Genomic DNA, 22,412 nt, shown 5'->3' on the forward strand with positions numbered 1-22,412 from the left:
AGATGCGCTCTTCATCACCTGCCGCCAGAAGCGGCGCAGTGTCTTGATGTCGTTGTCGGACGCCCGTTCGCACGCGAGCATCACCGCGGTCGACTCGATCGAACGCCTCAGCTCAAAGAGATCGAACACGTCTTTCCCTTCCAGTTGGCGGATGAAGAATCCGCGATTCGGCACGAAGACCAGCAGGTTCTCCGCGACGAGACGGTTCAGTGCTTCCCGGATCGGCGTGCGGCTGACGTCGAACCGTTCCGCCAGTTCAAGCTCGTTGACCCGCTCGCCCGGCCGGATCTTGTACAGCACGGCCATCTGCTTCAACTGCTCGTAAATCTCGTTGACCGTAAGGCCCGCGCGCCTGGGCGCCATAGCCTCGCGGCCGCCAAGCACGGAATTCGCTGCCATCTCGCCTCCTCCTTCGTCTGTCGGCGACCGTCATTATCGACCATGGACCGGCCTGCGGACGCTTCGGGTGCTTCTGCCACCGTCATTGCATCAACAGGCGTCCGAAGCCCGGCACCGGATCGTCGACGCCCGCGAGCCGCAGCGCATGCCACGCGAGCGCGTGATTGCTCGACAGGACCGGCTTGCCGGCGCGCGCCTCGATCTCCGCGAGCGCGTCGACTAGCCTAAGGCTCGTGCACGACACGAACACCGCATCCACCGCCGGATCGGCGGCCAGCGCCAGCACCGCGCGCTCGATGGAAGCGCGGTCGATCCGCGCCACCTCGTTGTCGTCGCGATGCTCGAACGAACCCGCCCTGACGACGTCGACGCCGCGCGCGCGCAGGTAGGCGGCCATGGCTTCGTTGATCGGGCGCTCGTACGGCGTGAGAAGCGCAACGCCGCGCGCACCCAGCGCGCCCAGCGCGACCCGTGCCGCGGTGATCGGCGTCGTGCACGCCACGCCCGGCCGCGCTTCGCGAATCCGCTCGAACACGCGCTCCTCGCCGAGCACCGTCGACGCGGACGTGCAGCCGAACGCGACCACGTCGAGACGTTCGCCGGGGCGGATCAACTCGACGGCCGCCGCGATCCCGCCGTCCATCCGCGCGAGCGTCTCCGCGGTGATGTCGGCGGAGTTCGCGATCCGGCTCTCGTAGAACGCGACGCCGTCGAGCGAGAGCACGCGCCGCCATTCGTATTCGATCGTATGGTCGGTCGCGAGCACGACGAGCCCGATCGCCGCGCGGCGCGCGATGCCCGCATCGAGCGAGAAGCCGAAGCGCGCGTACGAACCGGCGCCATGCTGCACTGGGGTCGAAAGAAGTTCGCTCACTGGAGTGTCATCCCGGTAATGTCGATGTCGGGCTGCCGGCCGTGGATCAGGTCGGCGACGATCTTCGCGGTACCGCACGACATCGTCCAGCCCATGTGGCCGTGCCCGGTGTTGAGAAAGAGATTGCGATGGCGGGTCGCGCCGATGATCGGCGTGCCTTCCGGCGTCATCGGCCGCAACCCCGCCCAGTACGACGGCTTCGTGTAGTCGGCGCCGTTCGGAAACAGCGCCCGCGCGGTCGCCAGCATGTGCGCGAAGTCCGCGGGCGTGTGGGTCGTGTCGTAGCCGCTGAATTCGGCCGTCGCGGTCAGGCGCAGCCGATCGCCGAACCGCGCCCACGCGACGAGCTGGTTTTCCTCGACGCCGCCGAGCGTCGGCGGCTCGTGGCGTGCATCGATCGGCAGCGTGACCGAATAGCCTTTCACCGGATAGATCGGCAATCGGTAGCCGAGCGCGCGCGCGACGAACGGCGAGTACGAGCCGAGCGCGAGCACATAGCGGTCGCCGCTCACGCGGCCCTGCGACGTCTGCACGTAGTCCACCGCGTCCGCATGCGCGCGCACGCCGTCGATCGTTGCGCCGAAACGGAACTCGACGCCGAGCGCGCGGCAGCGTTCGGCGAGCGCCCGGGTGAACAGGTGCGCATCGCCGCTCTCGTCGGACGGACAGTAGATCGCACCGGCAATCGCGTCCGCCGCGCCGGCGAGCGCGGGCTCGCGCTCGATCACCGCGCGCAAATCGAGCGTCTCGAGCGGCAGGCCGTTGTCGGACAGAATCCGCATGTTCGCGACGCCGCGCTCGAACGATGCGGGATCCCGGTACAGGTACAGCAAACCGCTGCTGATCCGGTCGTACGCGAGGGCCTCGTCGCGGGTCGCCGACTGGAGCTGCTGCTGCGCATAGCGGCACAGCCGCACCTTGATCGACGTGTTCCTGCGCGAGCGCTCCGCCGTGCAGTTCCGCAGGAACAGGCGACACCACGCCCACATCCGCCAGTCCGGCGACCATTTGAGACGCAACGCCTGCCTGTCCGAAAACAGCGACTTGAGCAGGATCTTCGGCGCCCGCGGGGATGCCCACGTATAGGAATGCCCCGGCGCGATCAGTCCCGCGTTCGCGAAGCTCGTCTCGAGCGCGACGCCGTCGCGCCGGTCGACCACCACGACCTCGTCGCCGGCCTTCGCGAGAAAGTACGCGGTCGTCACACCGACGATGCCGCCTCCCAGCACGACCGTCCTCATGACTCGTCTCCGCTAGAGCGCAGCGATCGCCGCGATTTCGACCGTGTACTCGGGAAACGCGAGCGCCGATTCCACGCATGCGCGCGCCGGCGTATCGCCCTGCGCAACCCATGCATCCCAGACCCGGTTCATGTCGGCAAAGCTCCGGTGATCGGCCAGCCAGATACTCGCGGACACGATCCGGCGCTTGTCGAGCCCCGCGCCGTCGAGCAGCCGGTCGATCTTGTCGAGGATCTGGCGTGTCTGGCCGGCGACGTCGAGCGCGGTGTCATCGGCCACCTGTCCGGCAATGAACGCGAAGCCGCCCGCCACCACGAGCTGGCTCATCCGTTCCCCCGCGCCATAGCGCTTGATGTCCATCGCACTGCCTCCGTTTCCGTGTCGAGTCGGTTGAATTCTAAGCATTCGTATTCATCACTGTATACACTTTTTTCGAAAAGATTCGACATTGACCCAATCTGGCGCATCTGCCCGTCGCTGGTGTTTACAGTCGCTCTTGTTGTGCGTCTAGTGCGCTAAAACAAGGCATTTTCTTGTTCATTCCAAGGCACTTTACGGACCTCGCAACATTCGTCCAAAAAATGTTTGCCAACGATTTTTGTTCTGTGATTCTGTCGACACTTTTGTATTTCAAACGCAATTCAACACATGTTCAGGAGCGCAAAAATGAAGCTGGGTTGCTGGAGTCTCGGGATCTGCGTCGCGCTCGGCGCGTGGACAACATTTCCTGCGTACGCCGACGTGAGCGTCGGCGCCGTGTTGCCGCTGACAGGCGCGAGCGCGTCGATCGGCGAGGACCAGCGGCGCGGGATCGAGCTCGCGGTCGCGAAGATCAATGCGCAAGGCGGCGTGCTCGGGCAGAAGCTGCAGGTACGGATCGAGGATTCGGGCGGCACGGCCAACACGGCGCTCGACGCCGCACGCAAGCTGGCGACCGTCGAGCGCGTGCCGCTCGTGCTCGGCGAATTTTCGTCGTCGGTGACGATCCCGATCGGACAATTCCTCGTGCGCCAGGGCGACGTGCACGTCAACATCGGTTCGTCGAGCCAGCAGGTCCGCAAGATCGGCGCGGGCTCGTTCAGCACGATCGGGCTCGACGACCAGTCCGCGCGCTTCGCCGCGCAGGACGTGTACGACCGCAAGCTGCGGCGCATCGCACTGATCGCGCCGAACAACGGTTACGGCCAGGGCATCGCAACCGAGTTCAGGAAGCGTTTCGAGGCACTCGGCGGCACGATCGTCTCGACGGTTCTCTACACGGAAGGCCAGTCGACCTACCGGCGCGAACTGGAACAGGCATCGCGCGCGCAGCCCGACGGCTACGTGTACAGCGCGTACGGGCAGGAAGCCGCGACGCTAAACCGGCAGGCGTTCGAAATGCGCCTCAACCAGCGGCCGTGGTACGGCATCTACCTGACGATGTGCACGAGCGACACGCCCGCCCAGATCGCCCAGGGGCAGATCGGCCTGGAGGTCGCGGCGCTCGGCGGGAGCGCCGCCGCGTACGCGGCGGCCTATCGCGCCGCGTATCACGAGGCGCCGCGCTCGGCGTTCGGCAGCTACGCGTACGACGCCACGATGCTGTCCGCGGCGGCAATCAACCGCGCGCACTCGGCCGATCCAGCGAAGGTGCGTGCGGAACTCGCGGCCAGCCAGCCCTATGACGGTGTGACGGGCACGATCGCCTTCGATGCCGACGGCCAGCGGCTCGTGCAGCCGTACGAGAAGGTCGTGTACCGGCAATCCGTCGTCGCCCAGTAGCCACCGGGAGCACGCGATGCTGCAGTTCCTGATCGATGTCCTGATGCGCACGTCCGACTTGTTGCTGGTATCCGTCGGCCTGTCGACGCTGTACTCGCTGATTCGCTTCCCGAACATCGCACACGTCCAGTACGCGATGGTCGGCGCGTTCGCGACCCTCGGGTTCGAGCGCATCGGCATGCCGTTCCCGCTTGCGACCGCCGTGTCGTGCGCGCTGGTCGGCCTTGCCGCGACGCTGCTGAACCTGTTCGTGTTCACGCGCCTGCTGCGCTCCGGCAGCGCGGTCGCGATGATCGGCTCGCTCGCCGTTTCGCTGCTCGCCGTCGCGCTGATGCTCGGCACCGCCGGCTCGCGGCCGCTGCAGTACGCGCAGGCGGTGCGCCCGCCACTGATGGTCGGAGGCGTCGCGATGTCGCCCGCGCAGGCGGGTTCGATCGCGTGCGGTTGCGTCGCGCTCGCCGTTTTCGCGCTGCTGCTGTACCGCACCCGCCTCGGCCGTGCGATGCGTGCGCTCGCGTCGAATCGCGCGCTCGCGCTCGCGACGGGCATCGATGCGCGGCGCGTGACCAACGTGATCACGTTCGCGAGCGGCGTGCTCGCGGCGCTCGGCGGCACGATGCTCGGCGCGACTGAAAGCGTGCACGTCAACCTCGGCTACGGGCTGCTGATCCCGGTGTTTTCCGCCGCGATCCTTGGCGGTCTCGGCAATCCGCTCGGCGCGGCGGCCGGCGCATTCCTGATCGCGCTTGCCGAGACGACCGCGCTCGATGTCGACTTCGGCGGGCTGGTCGGCCGGCCGGTCGCTTTCTTTCCGGTCGAATACGTCGGCGCGGTGTCGTTCGCCATCCTGCTCGTCGTGCTCGTGTTCCGGCCGTATGGAATCTTCGACGGGGAGGTGCGTCGTGTCTAGTTTCATCGTCCATCTGCTGACCGTCACGTGCCTGTACGCGACGATGGCGCTCGGCCTGAACCTGCAGGCAGGCTACGCAGGGCTCGTCAATTTCGGCTTCGTTGCGTTCGCGGGGCTCGGTGCCTACGCCGCCGGCATCGCTTCGCAGCTCGGCTGGCCGCTGCCGGCCGCCGTGGCGCTCGCGGCGGGCGCGGCGAGCGTGCTGGCCGTCTCGATCGCGCGGCTCGGCCGACATCTGTCGGCCGACTATTGGGGCATCGCGACGCTCGCGATCGCCGAGATCCTGCGCACGTTCGCGCTGAACGAGGGCTGGCTGACGGGCGGTGCGCAGGGTATCGGCGGCATCGCGCCGCTCTTTCCCGGGCTGCGCGCGCCGTGGGCCGATCTCGCGTTCCTCGCCGTCGCGGCCGGCGGCCTCGCCGTCGCCTGCGTCGCATGCCGGCTGCTGACCACCGGCCGCTTCGGTCGCGCGCTGAAGGTGATGCGCGAGGAGCCCGCGCTCGCCGTCTGCTTCGGCTACGACCCGGTCGCGCTGAAGACCTGGGCGAGCGTCGCGGGCGCGCTGCCCGCGGCGTTCGCGGGCGCGCTTCTCATCTGGTACATCAGCTACGTCGGCCCGGATGCGATGGTGGCGTCGGAAACCTTCGCGCTGTGGACCATCGTCATGGTCGGCGGGCTCGGCAGCCACGCCGGCGTGCTGGCCGGCGCGCTCATCGTTCAGGCGGTTTACGCGTTCGCGCCGTTCCTGAAGGACTGGCTCGGCGTCGGCAGCGACCTCGCGGGTGCGGTGCGCCTCGGCCTCGTCGGCCTGATGCTGCTCGCATGCGTGCTGCGGCGCCCGCGCGGCCTCGTGCCGGAACGGCTGGAGGTTCGCCCATGAGCGCCCTGCTCGACCTTGAAGGCGTCACGATCCGCTATGGCGACAACGCGGTGCTGTCCGGCCTCTCGCTCGCCGTCGGCGACGGCGAGATCGTCGGACTGCTCGGGCCGAACGGCTCGGGCAAGAGCACTGCACTCAATGCGATCACGGGCTTCGCGCCCGTCGCGGCCGGCGCGATCCGCTTCGCCGGGCGTCGCATCGACACGCTTGCGCCGTACCGGATCGCACGGCTCGGCATCCGCCGGACGTTCCAGTTGCCGTCGATGCCCGCGCGCATGTCGGTGCTCGAACTGGCGATGGCCGCGTCGTCGGCCCGCCACGGCCCCGTCGCGGCACTGCTGCGCAGCCGCGCGACACGCACGCTGGAAGCCGCGACGCGCGCACGCGCCACCGCGCTGCTCGAGGAACTGAAGCTCGCGCACGTCGCCCAACTGGGCGCCGCGGCGATCTCCGGCGGCCAGAAGAAACTGCTTGGCATCGCGTGCGCGATGATGACCGAGCCGAAGCTGCTGCTGCTCGACGAACCGACCGCGGGCGTTCATCCCAACCTGCGCGGCGAACTGGTCGCCGAGCTGCGCCGCATCCGCGGACTGGGCGTCACGCTGGTCGTGATCGAGCACGACATGCACTTCATCCGCGAGCTGTGCGACCGCTGCATCGTGCTCGATCGCGGCGCCGCGATCGCCGACTGTCGTCCCGCCGAACTCGAAAGCAACCGCCGCGTGCTCGATGCCTACCTGGGCCGGGCCCATGCGCGCCATCTGATGGGGGCGTCATGATCGAAGTTCGCGACCTGGTCGCCGGCTACACGGCCGACATCGACATCCTGCACGGCGTATCGCTGTCCGTCGGGCCGGTCGACATCGTCACGATCCTCGGCCCGAACGGCTGCGGGAAATCGACGCTCCTCAAGGCGATCGCCGGCTTCGTGCCGCCCCGCGCCGGCACGGTCACGATGCATGGCCGCGACATCGCGCGCGTGCCGGTACACCGCAAGATCCGCGAACACGACATCGGCTTCGTCCCGCAGACCGACAACGTGTTCGGCGCGCTGACGGTGCGCGAGAACCTGATGCTCGGCGGCCACGCGATGTCCGCGTTCCCTCGCGAAACGCGGATCGAGGAGCTGTGCGAGCAATACCCCGTCCTGCGGCGCCGCTATCGGTCGCCCGCGGGCGCGCTGTCCGGCGGCGAGCGGCAGATCGTGTCGCTCGCGCGCGCGCTGATGCCGCGCCCGGTGCTGCTGTTGCTCGACGAGCCGTCGGCAGGCCTGTCGCCGAAAATGGTCGACGAGGTGTTCGACGCGATCGTACGGATGCGCGATACCGAGCACGTCGCGGTGCTGATGGTCGAACAGAACGCGATCGAGGCGCTGCACATCGCCGATCGCGGCGTGGTGCTGACGATGGGTCGCGTCGCGCTGACGGGCACCTCGGCCGAGCTGCTCGACAGCGACGAGATGCGGCGCCTCTATCTCGGCGGGCGCGCGGCATGAGCACGAACGCCGCGCCCGCAGCCGGCGCGACCGGCGCGCCTGCCGCGCGGCCGGCACACGTGCTGGTCGCGCTTGCCTGCGGCTTCGTGATGGCGATGCTCGACGTGACCATCGTGAACGTCGCGCTGAAGGCGATGCAGGGGAGCCTCGACATGTCGCTGACCGCGCTCGTCTGGGTCGTCGACGCCTATACGCTCAGCTTCGCCGCGCTGCTGCTGTTCGGCGGCGCGCTCGCGAACCGTTACGGGCCGCGTGCGATCTATGTCGCCGGGCTCGCGCTGTTCGTCGCCGCGTCGGTGCTTTGCGCGGCCGCGCAGACGAGCGGCATGCTCGTCGCCGCGCGGCTGCTGCAGGGCGTGGGTGCCGCGCTCTTCATGCCAAGCTCGCTCAGCCTGCTCACGCTGGCGTTTCCGGCCGGGCCGGTGCGCACGCGGATGATCGGCATCTGGGGGGCGCTCGTCTCGGCGGCGATGGCGATCGGGCCGTGCATCGGCGGCGTGCTCGTCGACGCGATCGGCTGGCGCGGGATCTTCTGGGTCAACCTGCCTGTCGGGCTCGCCGGACTGTGGCTCACGTGCCGCCATGTCGAGCATTCGCCGCGCCATCCCGGCCCGCTGAACACGATCGGCCATCTGCTCGGCGCGCTCGCGCTCGCGGCGCTCAGCTATACGCTGATCGAGGGGCCGGGCACCGGTTGGCGCTCGCCCGCCATCGTCGCCGGCGCGGCCGCGACGTTTGCCGCCGGCGCGGCATTCGTGTGGCGCGAACGTCGCGCCCGCGACCGGATCCTGCCGCCCGCGCTGCTGCGCAACCGGCGCTTCGTCGCGGGCGGACTGCTCGGGCTCGCGATCAATTTCGGCATCCTCGCGGAAATCTTCCTGCTGAGCCTTTACCTGCAGCAGACGCGCGGCGCGAGCGCGCTGCGCGCCGGCTTCGAGCTGTTTCCGCTGATGGCGATGTTCGGCATCGGCAATCTCGCTTCCGCCCGCGTGAGCGCGCGGCTCGGCCCGCGCGGCACGCTGCTCGCGGGCCTCGCGCTCGCCACGCTCGGCAGCGCCGCGCTGATCGGCATCGAGGCACTGCCCTACACGACGCTCGCGATCGCGGTCGGCATCGCGAACTTCGGCGCGGGCCAGGCCATCCCCGCGATGAATCTCGTCGTCATGCAGTCGGCCGGCCCCGCGGACGCGAATCTGGCCGCCGCATCGCTGAACGCGAGCCGGCAGATCGGCTCGCTGGTCGGCGTTGCGATCGCGTCGGTCGTGCTGCACGCGATCGCCAGCCCGGAGCGCTCGACCGCGGCCGGTTTCGCCGTGATCGCGAGCGTCTACCTGGCCGGCTTCGCGATCGTGTTCAGACGCATCGACCCGGGTTGACGCCCCCGCGGGCCGCCCTTCTTCATGACAGCGAGGACATCATGCACACAGCGACTGGCCGCAAGGGATGGTGGATTCAACCGGTCGATGCAACACACTAGACACTGCGTAAGCAGTGGCTCGAGCTTCTCTGCATCCGACAACACTCTGGACTGTGCCCCTTCCCCAACAGATTGGTGAAGCTCCAGTTCGCCATCGGTCTTACCCCGCAACAGTTAGAACTTGTGCCGAATGCCAATTCTCGCCGCAGTCTGAAAACTCGTGCTGGACGGCGACCCGAGCGCTGCTTCGATTTGAGCGCCGTGTGCATGATCATGCGCGAGCGCCCCAACGAAATAAACGTCCGTGCGTTTGGAAATGAAGTAATCCGCCCCGATGGTGACCTGATTCGCGCTGCCGACCCCGTTATTGCGCTCTTGAAACTGGAACCCTGCTCCAAGCGAAAGATCTGGCCTGACAAAGTAAGTCATGCCACCGTCATAGGTCAGCGCCCGAGCTTTGGTGCCGCTGCTCAACTGGACATCGGTCACTACGCCGAATATCTGGGCTTTCCCGAGACTGTAAGTTGCACCGCCTGCGTATTCCGTCAAATTCGCGGAGTTTGTCGCGTTATGCTGCTTGAAATACGACAGCGATGCGGCGAGCCCACCTTGACTGTAGTTCAGCAGAAAATTCATCGAGCTATTGGTCCCCAACGAGCCGGCGACATTGCCGAAACCATACATGGCGCCGGCACTGAAACCCGAAATCTTTGGCGAGAGATACTTCACCGAGTTATTGACGTTATCGCCCCACAGTCGGTTATCAAGCGTATACCCGCCAGCCGCATACGCCGGGATTCCCCACCCCAGGATGCCCGCTGCCGTGTTTCCTGCGATCGAGTACGCCGGGAAAATATCGCCGATGAAGTCGTATTGCCGCCCGAGCGTCAGCGTCCCGAAGCGCCCGTCAAGGCCCACGAAGGCTGCACGATTGAACAACAGCCCGCTCTGCGCCAAGGCCCCGTTGGAAAGTTGAAAGCCACTTTCGAGCGTGAAGATCGCCTTGAGCCCGCCCCCCAGGTCCTCTTTACCCGTCAGCCCCCACCGATCTCCCTGCGAAGACCCGGACGCAAACTGCACGAGCGCGCCATGTCCGGTGCTCGACGTCGCATTGTTCGTGTACGTAATGCCCGCATCCACCAGCCCGTACAGCGTCACTGAGGACTGCGCATGTGCCGCGCCGCACCCAACCGCGGCGCAGACAACCATGCTTCGCTTAATGACCATATTCATATCGCTTTCCTAATTTTATAGCGTAGTTTTCGTTGACGAGAATGACTGAGGAAAACGTCCCGCTGGAAATGCATCGGAATCGTTTGGTCAATGGGCAGGCGTCTCCGGGTAATCCTGCAGCTTGCCTCACTACAACGAACAGTCTCAGCACGTCCGCTTCCCACTGTGCGTCTACTCTATGAGCAGCTTTTTTTGAGCCCCATCGTTAGAAATGTCGACACGAATTCCCTGGCCTCCCCCCTCGCTCACGAAATTCGAAGGCCCCGGCGAGCGTCCCTTTTTGATTTGTAGGTATGCCGTGGATCCAGCTGAGACATGAATGCAACGAACAGGTAGAGGAAGCGAAGTTTCGTTGCCGATCAGCATTTTTTCCCTGCTATGCTTGACGTGTAATGCGAGCCTGTCTTTCAAGGCTGCCGCGCATGCTGTCTCTTGATTCTTCCTACCGATGAGGCACCCTTGAAGCCACCAGTTCACGACCTCACGCTCGACGAACTCCGACTTTTCGGGGACATCATCGGACGGCTCGAAGAGCTCGGACCGATGGTGGATGCAAGACGCGTCGTTTTGCCAGACTTGACCCGGCTGCTGCGATCCGATTTCTGCGTCTCGTACAACTGGGATGCAGAAAAAGGAACATACGTCGACCCGATCGCGGTCAATGTCGACTCCGATCATGTGCGCCGCTACACGAGCTGGTACCAGCACAATGACCCGATGACGGCGCAGCTCTGCAAGATGCGCAAAGCCACCTTGGTGGAGGAGGTCATGGACCGACCTGCACTAGAGAAAAGTGAGTTCTATAACGAGTTTCTCGCACAGGATGGTTTGCATCACGGGATCAACATGTTTGTTTTCGACGGCGAGCGCCAGCTCAGCGATCTGAGAATCTGGCGGACACAGGATCGACCTGAATTCGAGATGCGCGACAAACTCGTGCTCGATGCGCTCGAGCCGTTCCTTTGCCGCGCCATCAAACGTCGGGCAGGTAGTGCAACGGGTCTCACCGACCGTGAGAGCGAGATCGCGCAACTTGTCGCGAAGGGTTGTACCGATCAGGATATCGGCCGCCTGCTCTGCATCAGCTTGTCGACCGTGCGCACCCATTTGCGGCGGATCATGGACAAGAAGGGATTCTCCAACCGCGCGGAGCTTGCTGCTTCCGTCGCCGCGGCTAGAACGACCGCGCCGTCATGAGTGTTGAACGGCACGATCGACGATCAGGTGCACGCGACGCGACGAATCGTTTGATACGGAAGACTAAACCGCCAATACGGCTTCGAGCTGGTCGCGAGACATATCGATCGAGTCGCCCGACAGCACGATCTCTCCATGATCCAAACCGATGAAATTGTCGGCGATCGAAGTTAGAAACGTCAGATTCTGTTCGACAACCACGAACGCCGCTCCTTCTGCGGTCCGAGACCGGATAACAGACGCCATGCGCTCCAGGTTCTCCTGCTGAACCCCTTCCGACGGCTCGTCGATCAGCGTGAGAGGCGAACGCTCCGCGATGATTCTGGCGAAGGAAAGCAACTTCTTTTCACCACCGCTCAGCTTTCCAGCCGGCTGCAACAACCGCTCTTGCAGACGCGGGAAGATCCGGAACAAGTCGTCGTATGCGTCCAGGCTTCTTGTCTTGAATCCGAGTGTCAGGTTGTCTGCGACGCTCAAATTGTCAAAGACAACCCGTTCCTGCGGCGCGTAGCTCATCCCCAAACGTCGTCGCTGATGCGACGGCACTTTGCCGACTTCACCCCCGTTGACGGTTACGGCACCGGACATGGGCCGGATGACGCCCGTCAAAGCGCGCATCAGCGTCGACTTGCCCACACCATTGCGGCCGAATACACCCAGGACGTTACCCGCAGCCACCTCGCCGCTGATCCCTTTGAGCACCATCGTGTCACCATAGCCGGCGACGATCGACGAAAAGCTCAACATGGCTTCTCGCTGGCGTTCGCTCATTTTCTTCCTCCTGAGTAGACAGCCTTGACCTCTGCCGACATCTTGATCTGCGACAGAGACCCGACCGCGAGGCTTCTTCCCTGATGAAGCACCACCACGTTGCCGGCGATCTTTTCGAGCGCGCTCATGTCATGCTCGATCACGATGGCTGACGCCTCCAGTTCGCCGACGGTCGACGTGATCGCGTCCATCATGTGACGGGTTTCGTGCGCCGAGAGGCCCGCGCACGGCTCGTCGAGGAGCAAAAGACGCGGCTCGGTGATGGCCACCATCGCGAACTCCAGCATCTGGCGCATCCCTTGAGAAAGATCTCCCGCACGAACAGCCATATTCGATTCAAGAAACCCGAATTTTCCAAGCGTGCGGACGCGTTGAACCGAATTCCAATGCAGGGGCGCCGCAGTCAGCATCTCTCGAGGACGGATCCGATTCGCCCACAGGGCGATCTGAAGATTCTTGTCGACGGACAACTGGGCGAAAACCGTGGGAATCTGAAACTTGCGGCCGACTCCCAGTCGGGCGACCTGCCAGGCCTGAGAGGACGAAATCTCGGCCCCGCGAAAGTGGATTTCGCCTGAACGGACTGGCAAGCGGCCCGTCATTGCATTGAACGTCGACGTCTTCCCGGCGCCATTGGGGCCAATGAAACAATTGATGACCCCGGCTCCCACCTCGAGATCGAGCCCGTTGAGAATGTTGACGCTACCCTGGCTGACTTCCACCTTCCTGAAACTGAGCAGCGTGGATTGAAGCGGTCGTATGTCAATCGTGGCGATGTCGGGCGCATCGGCCCGTTTCTCCGGAATCGTGTTCGCGACTCGCAGACCCGCAATTCGGGCAAGCGCAGCGGCCATGCCGGCCAGGCCATCGGGAAACAGCCGCACCACACCGATGAAAATCAGCGCAACCAGCACTTCCCAATAGGTAAACAGATCACGCCAGGTCGCTGCGAGCAGTCCGATCACGACGGCACCGAGTTGCGCGCCCAACGGACTGCGCTTTCCCCCGACGGCCGCCCAGATGACAAACTGCGCTGACAACGCCACGCCGACCGCCTGAGGACCGACGAGGCCCTCATGAGGCGCATACAGCGCGCCCCCCAAACCTGCGATCGCGCCCGATAGGCCAAAAGCGGCAGCCTTCAGTTTGTGTGTCGCGAATCCAAAGAACTGGAGGCGATCTTCATTCTCTGAAGTGGCGGCCCAGAGCGTCCCGATCGGTCTGCGGTTCAACCAGGTGATCAGCGCCGTGACGACAACCGCAGCCGCGGCGATCACGTAATACAGGCTTCCATACCTGTCGGTCATCGGCAGATCGGGGATATCGGTCAACCCATTGAAGCCGCCGGTTACGCTGCTCCATTGATTGGCGACCAGAAACCCCAACATGCAAAGCGCAAGGGTAATCAACGAAAAGAACGGCCCACTGTCGATCCGGCGCGCAAAGACGATCAATCCGATTGCATAGGCCAGGGCCGCCGGTACTGCAATTGCAAGCGGAAGCATAATGATCTGCCATTCGCCACCGGCCGCGGCGGCGCAGCGCAATACAAAGGCGCTGACATACGCACCCAGCCCGAAAAACAGGCTTTGGCCCAGCGGCAAGAAGCCCGCATTCCCCCAGCACAAAGCAACGCTTTGCGTGGCCATTCCATACAGCAACAGAAGCCCGATCTGGTTTGCGCTGTAATCACCGGCCCACCGCGGCAAGCTGAGAAGAATCGCCGCCGTGACAACCTGGAGGGCCGTTTCAACGGCGCGAGACGAGGCCATTTGGGCGACTCCACAAGAAATAGATGGACAGGATCAGGACAGCGGTATAGCCCGACGTCTGATCGATGAAACTCGACACCGCGACCTGCGTCCCTCCGATGACGAACGTGCCTACCGCGAGACCGAGCAGGCTGCCCAGGCCACCGACAACGAGCACGAAAAACGAATTGAGCAGATAGTCGAGGCCCATGTATGGCTCGACCCGTACGATCGGTGCGAGAAGCACCCCCGCCAACCCGGCCAGCACCACACCCGTAATGAACGTGCCGCTGGCCAGTCGGGTCGTATTGATGCCGGCTGCCTTGGCAAGAAGCGGATTCGCGACCATGCCTCGAATCCGCGCGCCCGTCTGGCTGCGGCTGTACCATGCGGCGAGCCCCGCGAATGCCAGGCCCACCGCGAGCATCATCGCGAGCCGGAATGCCGGATACTGGGTGCCAAGGACATCCATCGATGTGCCATCCGCACCCGTCACGTCCTGGTAACCCTTTCCGAACAATGCGACCACGCCTTCGCGCAGTAGGATCGAAACGCCCCAGGTTGCGAGCAAGGTGTCGAATGGCCGCTCATACAAAGGGCGAACCAGCAGGCGCTCGACGATCCATCCGACAGCAGCGCATACGACGATCGCCAAAGGTATGGCAAGCAAGGCGGGTAACCCGAGACGCTGCACGACGACCACCGAATACGCGCCCAGCATGATGAACTCGCCATGTGCCATGTTCAACACGCCCAGCAGCCCGAACACGATTGCCAGACCTATCGTCGTGAGCGCGAGGGCCGCGCATGCGTATCCGAGATTGAGAAGATGGGAAAGCAGCATGACTTCAACCCGCACCCGCTCCGCTCGCACAGGTTTCGGCCGAGCTCAGTTGTGAGAACGTCTTGACGACGTCGTATCGGACGCCTGATGCCTTCGCGAGGAAGATGTCGGCCGTCACATTGCGCGACTTCATCGTGACCGCGCCGCGCGGGCCTGTGTAACTTGCGCCATCGGAAGTCTTCGTCAGATCGCCGATCGACGCGGAATTCGCCTTCCTGGCCATGGCGTCATACATCAGGATGCCCTCGTACGTCGACTCGCCGATGCTGCTCAAAACCGCCGAAGCACCGAACTGCTTGTGATAGCGCTCCAGAAACTGCCCGGACGTGGCGGTCGGCGTCGAGAAAAAGCCGGAGGCCGAGTAGAGGTTCCTGGAGTTGGACGCACCGATGCCGATCAATGTGTTTTCTTCGACCATCGTGCCGAAGCGGATCATCTTGTCGCTGAGACCGAAGCTCGCAAAACTTCGGTTGAACGTGACGGCCGACCCGCCCACCAGCGTGATGAAGACCGCATCCGCCTTGCTGTCCCGGATTTTGCCGAGTACCGCGTCGAAGTTGTCGACGTCGAATGGAACGTACTCTTCGCCGACCACGGCCGCGCCGGAACCCTGAATCGCCTTTTTCGCCACTTCGTTCGACTTGCGCGGCCAGATGTAGTCGTTGCCGATCAGGAACCAGCGCTTGACCTGGTGTTTGGCGGTCAGCCACGGAATGACCGGCGCCAGTTGCTGCGCAGGCGTCTCGCCAACGAAGAACGTGCCCTTCGCGCAATCGCCGCCCTCGTACATCGGGGTATAGAAGTAAGGCACCTGGCCTCGGAACAGACTTTCCAGCGCCGTCCGGACAGCGCTATCGTGCGATCCGACAAAGACCTCCGCCTTGTCGCGCTTCCAGAGGCGGAGCGCCGTCTGCGCCGACTCGGAAGGTGCGGCGCCGGCGTCGCCCACCAGCAACTCGAGGGGGCGCCCCAAAACGCCCCCGCGCGCATTGATCTCGTCGATTGCCAACGCCGCACAGTTTTTGCAGGCTTGACCGAAAAATGCGGCCGGCCCGCTCATCGGCGCCATCAGCGCCAGCTTCAGCGGCTGGTTTGCCGCGCGTACCGATGCCGGAACGAGCCCCCCGACGCCCACCGCGGCACTTGCAGCACCGAGCGCAATACTTTTCAGGATATTTCGACGATTCATTTGCTTGCCTTTCTCGTTAAGCCGTTGCCGGATGAATCAAACGTGTGCGTCGAGACGCGGGAACGTCGCGGCACACAGCACGCGCTCCATTTCCTTGCCGATCTGCAGGATTCGCTGATCCGAATACGGAGCACCGTCCAGCGCCAGTCCAACCGGGAGCCCATCCTGGGTCAGACCTGCGGGAATGGTGATGCCGGGTACCCCGGCATTGCTGCCTGGTTCGGTATTTCGCGTGTACGCGGCAAAGACATCGAGCGCTTCAGACCCGACCGCCACGGTTTCAGAGCCGATGTTGCAAGCCGGAATCAGGACGGTGGGAAATAGCAGCGCGTCGGCCTCCATTTCGCGAAGACACGCCACGTAAGACGTGCGCGACCGCTCTCGCGCGAGAAGCGCTTCGGTATATTCGGCCGCGGAAATCGCACCGGCCCCCAGGATGTCGCTGACGATGCGGACTACATCCGGGCTTTTGATCCGGGCAACGATCTCCGGGAACGTCACAGCCACGCCACCTGTTTCCAGATAGCGGCCCACGGCACCGCCAAACTCGAAAAACGGGATGGTTGCGCTCTTCTGCGCACGGAAAAACGGATAACGTCGCAGGTCTACGTCAACCAGTTCGAAGCCTGCATCCTCGAGCTTCTGCAGCGCATGTTCGAGTACCGGCCGCGCATCGGGTGACAGCCCCTCCCACAACGTCGAGTACGGGACTGCCAGGCGAAAGTCACGTGCACCGTCGACAACGGGAGGCGCTGAACCACTTCCGGACAGGATCTCGTCCAGCAACAACATGTCGGAGACGGTTCGGGCAATCGGACCGACCGTGTCGCGCGTGGGCGATATCGGTACGACTCCCTCTGACGGATAGCGTCCATGCGTGGGACGAAAGCCGACCAGTCCACACAGCGCCGCCGGTATTCGCACCGATCCGCCCGTGTCGGTGCCGAGCGCCGCCGGCACCGCACCACTCGCCACCAGCACGGCAGACCCGCCGCTGCTTCCGCCAGGAATTCTGGACGGGTCATACGGATTGCGGGCCGGGCCGAAAAATCCGTTGTCGTTGGTGCAGCCGAAAGCGAGTTCGTGCATGTTGGCTTTGCCCGCGACCAACGCACCCGCTTCGATCACGCGCGCCACGACCGGCGCGTTCGCTCGAGGTACGGCGTTGCGCAGCGCTGCCGTTCCAGCGGCTGTCGGCATGCCCACGCAGTCGATGTTGTCCTTGATTGCCAATGGAATGCCTGCAAGTGACATCCGGCCTGTTCGGGCTGCGGGAGATTCATCATGCGCCCGCGCCGATTGCAACAATTTCTCCGGGTCGACATACACGAACCCGTTCAGCGACTCGGTTTCAGCCTGTCGATCCATCAGCGCCTGAACGTATTCCAGGCAGGAGATCTCGCGTCGATCGATCGCACCTTTGGCGTCGACGACTGAAAGCTGCGGGAGGGTTGGCATCTACGTCTCGCTTACATTTCGGTCTTCGTAGATTGCGCGCCTGCTTTTTTGCAGCGTATCGTCAGAAATGACGACGACACGCTCAACCGTGGCAGCGTTACCTCACCGCGCCCGATACAGCCCCGCGACCGACGTCGGCGGCCTTGATCGCGCGAGTCCCCGCAAAGGTCTGAAATCCGCCTGCTCTTTGCCGAACGTTCAGACCGCGTCGATGTTCGAGACGGAATGCTTCGACGTCGCGGCCGGCACCGTTTCATCGAGAAACATCCCCACGAAAGCGCTCACCAACGACACCCCACCGACGATCAGCATCGGATAGCCAAGACCGAACGTGTCGGCGAGCCCGCCAGCCACCACCGGCATCAGGACTCCACCGATGAGTTCACTGACAGCGGTAGGAACGCCTACGGCGGAGCCAGTCAGCGTGGACGGTACGGATTCGCATGGAATCACGGCAAGAAAGAGCGGTGCGATGCCGAAGCCGCAAATCCCGGCAGCAAAGAGATTCGCGAACATGACGATCGGAGAAGCGTGACAAAGAACGAAAGCCAACATCAGGATGCCGTAGCAAGTCGCAGAGACGACGAGCACGATCCGCCGCCCGAGCCGATCAGAGATCGCCGGAACGGCGATCATCCCGATAAACCCGCCGAAACCCCATCCGGAGATGATCAGGCCGACCGTGCCGAGGCTGAGGCCCGCCACTTTGGTCAGATAGAGCGCGACGAACGTCGAGAACACGAACAGGCCCGTCTGGAAAAGCGATCCGATGACCGTGGTCAGCCAGATGTTCTTGTATCGCAGCACGGTCAAGGGGCCGCCCGATGCCGATCGGACCTGCTTGTCGCGATTTGCCTCCGACTTCCGCATGGTCCTGCCGATCAGGAACGTCAGCAAAAGCCCCGGGATACCGAGAACGAAGAACACCCACTCCCAGCGCATATGCATCGCGAGCTGGGTAGCGATGATCGGTCCAAGACCGATACCAAGAAGGGGGAAAAACGACTGGTGAATGCCAAGATTCAAGCCGCGCCGACGCGGCGTCGATATCTCGTCGATGGTCGCAACGCTGGCGCTGAAGACGCCCCCCTCTCCCACGCCGAGGAGGCCGCGCACAAGCAGCATGCTGTGGAACGACTTGGCGACACCGGTAAAGGATGTCATCACCGAGAAGAAGATTGAAGAACCGAGCAGAATCTTGCGACGCCCATGGCGGTCGGACAGACTCCCGAGCACCCATGTCGAAACTGCCCAAGTCAATGCGAGAACCGAGGCGATGGCGCCTGCCTGCGTGTTGTTCAGTTTGAGCTCCGGCAGCAGCACCGGAAACAGGTACACGATGACCAGACGATCGAGACCGACGATTCCGAACAGCACCGCAAGAAAGATGACCATCTTCCATTCGTAGTCTCGATTTTCTTTGTAGTTCATATCGACATCCTAAATATATGGTCGAGACCGGATTGCTGTTATTTCGAAAAAACCGTCCGGTTTCAATCGATATCAAGCAAACACGGTAGCGACATGAAAACCTCTGACCCGGCTCGCCATGGCATGACATGGCGAACTCGATGGTCCCGTTACTGATCTACGCCACTTCCCGCAAGCTCGGACAAGCAGCCGTTGTCTGATGACGTTTGAGCATCGGCGCGCGTCTCCACCGGCGTTCTGTCGAGAGTCTCGGCGAAAGGGGGGCGCGGCCGCCGATCGATCAGCAATCGCAGAACGTCCGGCCGCGAGTAATGCCCCGCGGGATCGAAAACGCACTTCGAAAGCGATTGCAGGCCGAGATCGATGTTGGCGTAGAGCAAGCCTTCTGCGGTTTCGTCGATCTTTTCGAACAATTCCGCCCCGTCAGGCCCGTATCCAACGCTATGGCCACCGCCTGGCCGCAACAGCTGACGTTTGTCCGCGGTGTCACACAGACTCTCGACCATCTCTTCGGTGACGACTGTCGAAGGCGCAAGGACAAAGCACCCTCCTTCGACGGCGTAGGTTCGCGAAACCGCGTTGTTCACCTGGTGGCTCAATGCGCTCGCAAATTCATAGAGGGAAAAGCTCGGCCAGGCGGCAACGTGGACCTGTTCGCCTTGCGCATACATGGCGGCTTTGGTCAAAGGTTGCACGTGCTCGGCACAACAAAGCGCGCCGAGCTTTCCCAGCGGACTGTCGACCACGGTCAAGCCACTGCCCTCCCCGTCACCGAAAACCGTCCGTTCGAGGTGTGTGGGCTTGAGTTTCTGTCGTTGCAGGAGTGTTTCCCCGTCGGGGCCGATAATCCATTGGGAGATATACAACGAGTGGCCCTTGCGCTCCGAGAGTCCCATCACCACCGTGATACGGTTTTTTCTCGCCGCGTCCCTCAGTGCGTCGGCTTCCGGACTGTCGTAGCTCAGTGAGTTGTCGAAGTAGCGCTGGACATAGCCTTTGCTCATATACCAGGCCGGGGTACCGAGCCAGACATAGAACGGATAGCCCGGCAGCCAGACTTCGGGGAATGCGATCAGGTCGGCGCCGGCCTGCGCGGCCTGTTCAATCAAGCGGATGGACTTTTCGATTCCGGCCTGAAGATCGAGGAACGCCGGGGCGGCCTGCACCACAGCCGCTTTATATTGGGGATGGTTGAGAGCCAAGATATTCCTCCACGACTCGCGGGCGGGACGCCCGCAACGTTGTAGATGAAGTGTCCCGGGCCAATATGGCGGACGCTTGACTCTGACAGAACAGGATTTTCACTTTTGCTGCCAGCAGGTGGGATCGCTGTCGCAGCCAACTCAGGACGCTTCAGAAAGCGTCGCAATGCTTCGCACGGTAGTCGCGGGCGGACATTCCGAAGTGACGTCGAAACGTACGGCTGAAATGCGATGCATTATTGAAACCCCATGCCATCGCAATATCGGTAATCGAGCGGTTTGCGTAGGCGCGCTGCTGAAGCCACTCGCCGCATCCATTGAGTCTGGTCGTACAGATGATCTCGCCTATCGACTCTCCGGCCTCGGCGAACAGTCGGTAAAGGTAACGGCTGGAAACCCCAAGCTCATCGGCGATCTGTTCGGGTCCCAGTTCCGGTTCGTGGATACGATCCTTGATGAACGCACGCGCCCGGAGCAGATGCATCTCCTTCACGTTGGATTTCGGCAGGGGAACCGTGTTGAAATGATCGGCCAGCGCCAGGGCGACCAGATTTGCGGTCACATCGGCAAGCTTCCCGCAGCCGGCCACGGCGCCTTCGTCTGACGAAAGCGCTCTGTGCAGGGATGCGATATGGTCGGCCGCGACGCGGCGGATCCCCGTCGCCGCGGGAATCCTCACTGCCGTATGCTGCCGGCCACACGGCACCAATTTCTCCAGCGCCCTGCGCGGAAAGCGGATCGTGTAATGCTCCCCGGAAAAATGCCACGCGAAATTGCGCGACGAGTCGAACAGCACCATGTCGGTAGGGTCGACGAACGCGGTGCGGGCATCCTGCTCGATTGCACCTCGCCCCTCGATCTGTATCGACACGAGCAGGTAGTCGTCCGCCGTGCGCCGCACTTCCTCCCAGTCATGCGCCGCAACGTGATCGACCGCCGAGATCCGTGACACGCACACTCCGTCGGTGTTCACGCTGGAGGTCTCGCCACGAAATCCCTGATCGGACTCGGTCCTGAAAACCATGGGGACGCAGCTGGCCCGAACCTGATCCGCCCATGCCACAAGCCGGTCGTCGCGATGGTATTGATCCGTAGTAATCACTTGATTCATGGCACAAGATTCCGACTACAAATACGCGGGATAGCGATCCCGAACAATTGCGCATCCAGAATCCCGCGTCAATGCGCAGTAACCTATGACGGTCGCTTCGAAATGTAGCTGCGATCGAGCTCCCCGACCGAGCGGCAACCGATGAGGGCGAGTGTCCGGTCTGTTTCCCGTTTGATCATCTCGATGACGTCGCTCACGCCGATTTCCCCTCTGGCTGCCAACCCGTATAACGTGGCGCGCCCGAGCATCACGGCATGTGCCCCCAAGGCGATCGCCTTGACGACGTCAGCCCCTGTCCGTATCCCACTGTCGAGAATGACAGTCGTTCCCGAGGTGCGCTCGACAATATCCGGCAGCACATCGGCTGTCGCGGGCAGGTCGGCGAGCTGCCGGCCGCCGTGGTTCGAAACGATCACGCCGTCCGCGCCGAGCTCGACGCACCGCGCGGCATCGTCGGCCGTCACGATGCCCTTGACGAGGAGTTTGCCCGGCCATTCGTCCCGCAAACGGCGCAGGTCATCCCAACTGAAGCTCGCATCCATCTGTCTGCGAAGAATCGCTGCCTGGGAGGCCGTGTCCGATGCATCGTCCGTAGCGAAATTTCTCAACTCCGGCATGCCGTGCATCAGATAGGACCAAAGCCAACGCGGGTGCGACAGTCCGTCGACGGCCGCGCGCGCACTTGCCTTGAACGGCATGGCAAAGCCGTTGCGAAGATCGCGTTGGCGAAAACCGTTGACCGCTACATCGGTGGTGAGGATCAAGGTCGAATAGCGAGCCGCGCGGGCACGATTGACCAGGCTCTTCGCGAGGTTGCGATGAACCACATACAGTTGAAACCACAGTTCTCCGTCGGCTCCTTTTGCCACCTCTTCGATGGACATGTTGGAAGCCGTCGATAGCGCAAAGGGAATACCGGCCTTGGCCGCCGCACGCGCAAGTGCGAGGTCGCCCTTGGGCCAGAATGCGCTATTCAGGCCCGTGGGTGCGATCACCAGCGGTGATGGAATCCGCCGGCCTAAAAGTTCCACCGACTGCTCTCGTATGCTGACATCCGACAGCCGGCGCGGCAACAACTGCAATTTATCGAACGCCGAACGGTTGTGCCTCAGTCCCGATTCATCGTCCGCCGCGCCTTCCAGATAGTCGAACACCATTCGTGGCAGCCGCCGTCTGGCTTCGTCACGATAGTCGCTGACGGAGAAAATGCCGGGAAATCCTTTTGTCATGATTGACGTACTGTCGGAG

The 22,412-nt window shown here is 63.3% G+C and carries 21 protein-coding genes; 7 read left to right on the plus strand and 14 right to left on the minus strand.

The window, feature by feature from the left end:
- The 4 genes from DIE04_RS14775 to DIE04_RS14790 all read right to left on the minus strand — a co-directional run.
- Positions 1-399: GntR family transcriptional regulator (locus DIE04_RS14775; RefSeq protein ID WP_148091651.1), on the minus strand; the 399-nt coding region annotated here is incomplete at its 3' end.
- 82 nt (positions 400-481) lie between these two features.
- Positions 482-1,273: an aspartate/glutamate racemase family protein gene (locus DIE04_RS14780; RefSeq protein ID WP_124484779.1), complete on the minus strand. Its 792-nt coding sequence runs from the start codon at positions 1,271-1,273 to the stop codon at positions 482-484.
- Positions 1,270-2,514: a D-amino acid dehydrogenase gene (locus DIE04_RS14785; protein WP_124519427.1), complete on the minus strand. Its 1,245-nt coding sequence runs from the start codon at positions 2,512-2,514 to the stop codon at positions 1,270-1,272. Before DIE04_RS14785 ends, DIE04_RS14780 begins: the two co-directional genes overlap by 4 nt.
- A 12-nt stretch (positions 2,515-2,526) precedes the next feature.
- Entirely contained in the window at positions 2,527-2,874 is a 348-nt protein-coding gene (locus DIE04_RS14790; protein ID WP_124519426.1) for a RidA family protein, read from the minus strand.
- Between the two features lie 306 nt (positions 2,875-3,180).
- Here DIE04_RS14790 and DIE04_RS14795 point away from each other — a divergent pair, with 306 nt between their 5' ends.
- The 6 genes from DIE04_RS14795 to DIE04_RS14820 are packed head-to-tail and all read left to right on the plus strand — an operon-like array spanning position 3,181 to position 8,936.
- Positions 3,181-4,275: an ABC transporter substrate-binding protein gene (locus DIE04_RS14795; RefSeq protein ID WP_124484776.1), complete on the plus strand. Its 1,095-nt coding sequence runs from the start codon at positions 3,181-3,183 to the stop codon at positions 4,273-4,275.
- Between the two features lie 16 nt (positions 4,276-4,291).
- Complete coding sequence (locus DIE04_RS14800; protein WP_124519425.1) at positions 4,292-5,185, plus strand: branched-chain amino acid ABC transporter permease; 894 nt, start codon at positions 4,292-4,294, stop codon at positions 5,183-5,185.
- Positions 5,178-6,065 (plus strand): branched-chain amino acid ABC transporter permease, encoded by an 888-nt coding sequence (locus DIE04_RS14805; RefSeq protein WP_124522945.1) that lies wholly within the window; start codon positions 5,178-5,180, stop codon positions 6,063-6,065. Before DIE04_RS14800 ends, DIE04_RS14805 begins: the two co-directional genes overlap by 8 nt.
- Entirely contained in the window at positions 6,062-6,844 is a 783-nt protein-coding gene (locus tag DIE04_RS14810; protein WP_124522943.1) for an ABC transporter ATP-binding protein, read from the plus strand. The genes DIE04_RS14805 and DIE04_RS14810 overlap by 4 nt, the downstream gene beginning before the upstream one ends.
- Positions 6,841-7,560 carry an ABC transporter ATP-binding protein gene (locus DIE04_RS14815; RefSeq protein WP_124484772.1) on the plus strand — a complete coding sequence of 240 codons (720 nt, stop codon included), beginning with the start codon at positions 6,841-6,843 and terminating at the stop codon, positions 7,558-7,560. The genes DIE04_RS14810 and DIE04_RS14815 overlap by 4 nt, the downstream gene beginning before the upstream one ends.
- Positions 7,557-8,936: an MFS transporter gene (locus tag DIE04_RS14820; protein ID WP_124484771.1), complete on the plus strand. Its 1,380-nt coding sequence runs from the start codon at positions 7,557-7,559 to the stop codon at positions 8,934-8,936. The genes DIE04_RS14815 and DIE04_RS14820 overlap by 4 nt, the downstream gene beginning before the upstream one ends.
- 215 nt (positions 8,937-9,151) lie before the next feature.
- Here the strand turns inward: DIE04_RS14820 and DIE04_RS14825 are convergent, their stop codons facing one another.
- Entirely contained in the window at positions 9,152-10,210 is a 1,059-nt protein-coding gene (locus DIE04_RS14825; RefSeq protein WP_260426175.1) for a porin, read from the minus strand.
- Between the two features lie 459 nt (positions 10,211-10,669).
- On the opposite strand from DIE04_RS14825, the gene DIE04_RS14830 reads away from it, so the two are divergent.
- Positions 10,670-11,407 carry a helix-turn-helix transcriptional regulator gene (locus DIE04_RS14830; protein ID WP_260426903.1) on the plus strand — a complete coding sequence of 246 codons (738 nt, stop codon included), beginning with the start codon at positions 10,670-10,672 and terminating at the stop codon, positions 11,405-11,407.
- Positions 11,408-11,470: 63 nt separating this feature from the next.
- On the opposite strand, the gene DIE04_RS14835 is transcribed toward DIE04_RS14830, so the two are convergent.
- The 9 genes from DIE04_RS14835 to DIE04_RS14875 all read right to left on the minus strand — a co-directional run bounded on the left by DIE04_RS14835 (position 11,471) and on the right by DIE04_RS14875 (position 22,393).
- Complete coding sequence (locus tag DIE04_RS14835) at positions 11,471-12,178, minus strand: ABC transporter ATP-binding protein (RefSeq protein WP_260426177.1); 708 nt, start codon at positions 12,176-12,178, stop codon at positions 11,471-11,473.
- A complete protein-coding gene (locus DIE04_RS14840) occupies positions 12,175-13,950 on the minus strand; it encodes an ABC transporter permease subunit (protein WP_124522941.1) in 1,776 nt (591 codons plus the stop codon). Before DIE04_RS14840 ends, DIE04_RS14835 begins: the two co-directional genes overlap by 4 nt.
- Entirely contained in the window at positions 13,928-14,773 is an 846-nt protein-coding gene (locus DIE04_RS14845; RefSeq protein WP_124522939.1) for a branched-chain amino acid ABC transporter permease, read from the minus strand. Before DIE04_RS14845 ends, DIE04_RS14840 begins: the two co-directional genes overlap by 23 nt.
- 4 nt (positions 14,774-14,777) lie before the next feature.
- A complete protein-coding gene (locus tag DIE04_RS14850) occupies positions 14,778-15,962 on the minus strand; it encodes a substrate-binding domain-containing protein (RefSeq protein ID WP_124484768.1) in 1,185 nt (394 codons plus the stop codon).
- Positions 15,963-15,998: 36 nt separating this feature from the next.
- Positions 15,999-17,420, minus strand: coding sequence for an indoleacetamide hydrolase (gene iaaH, locus DIE04_RS14855; RefSeq protein ID WP_124484767.1), 1,422 nt, complete (start codon positions 17,418-17,420; stop codon positions 15,999-16,001).
- 198 nt (positions 17,421-17,618) lie between these two features.
- The gene (locus DIE04_RS14860) at positions 17,619-18,851 is read right to left on the minus strand and encodes an MFS transporter (RefSeq protein ID WP_221621947.1); all 1,233 of its coding nucleotides are present in this window, start codon (positions 18,849-18,851) and stop codon (positions 17,619-17,621) included.
- 149 nt (positions 18,852-19,000) lie between these two features.
- Positions 19,001-20,053, minus strand: a complete 1,053-nt coding sequence (locus DIE04_RS14865) for a carbon-nitrogen hydrolase family protein (RefSeq protein WP_124484766.1) — start codon at positions 20,051-20,053, stop codon at positions 19,001-19,003.
- Positions 20,054-20,204: 151 nt separating this feature from the next.
- Complete coding sequence (locus DIE04_RS14870) at positions 20,205-21,164, minus strand: helix-turn-helix domain-containing protein (protein WP_124573104.1); 960 nt, start codon at positions 21,162-21,164, stop codon at positions 20,205-20,207.
- Between the two features lie 83 nt (positions 21,165-21,247).
- Positions 21,248-22,393: an alpha-hydroxy-acid oxidizing protein gene (locus DIE04_RS14875; RefSeq protein WP_124522937.1), complete on the minus strand. Its 1,146-nt coding sequence runs from the start codon at positions 22,391-22,393 to the stop codon at positions 21,248-21,250.
- Positions 22,394-22,412: the final 19 nt, after the last annotated feature.

Origin of the sequence: Burkholderia sp. Bp8994 (genome assembly GCF_003853805.1) — a bacterium.
Classification (GTDB): domain Bacteria; phylum Pseudomonadota; class Gammaproteobacteria; order Burkholderiales; family Burkholderiaceae; genus Burkholderia.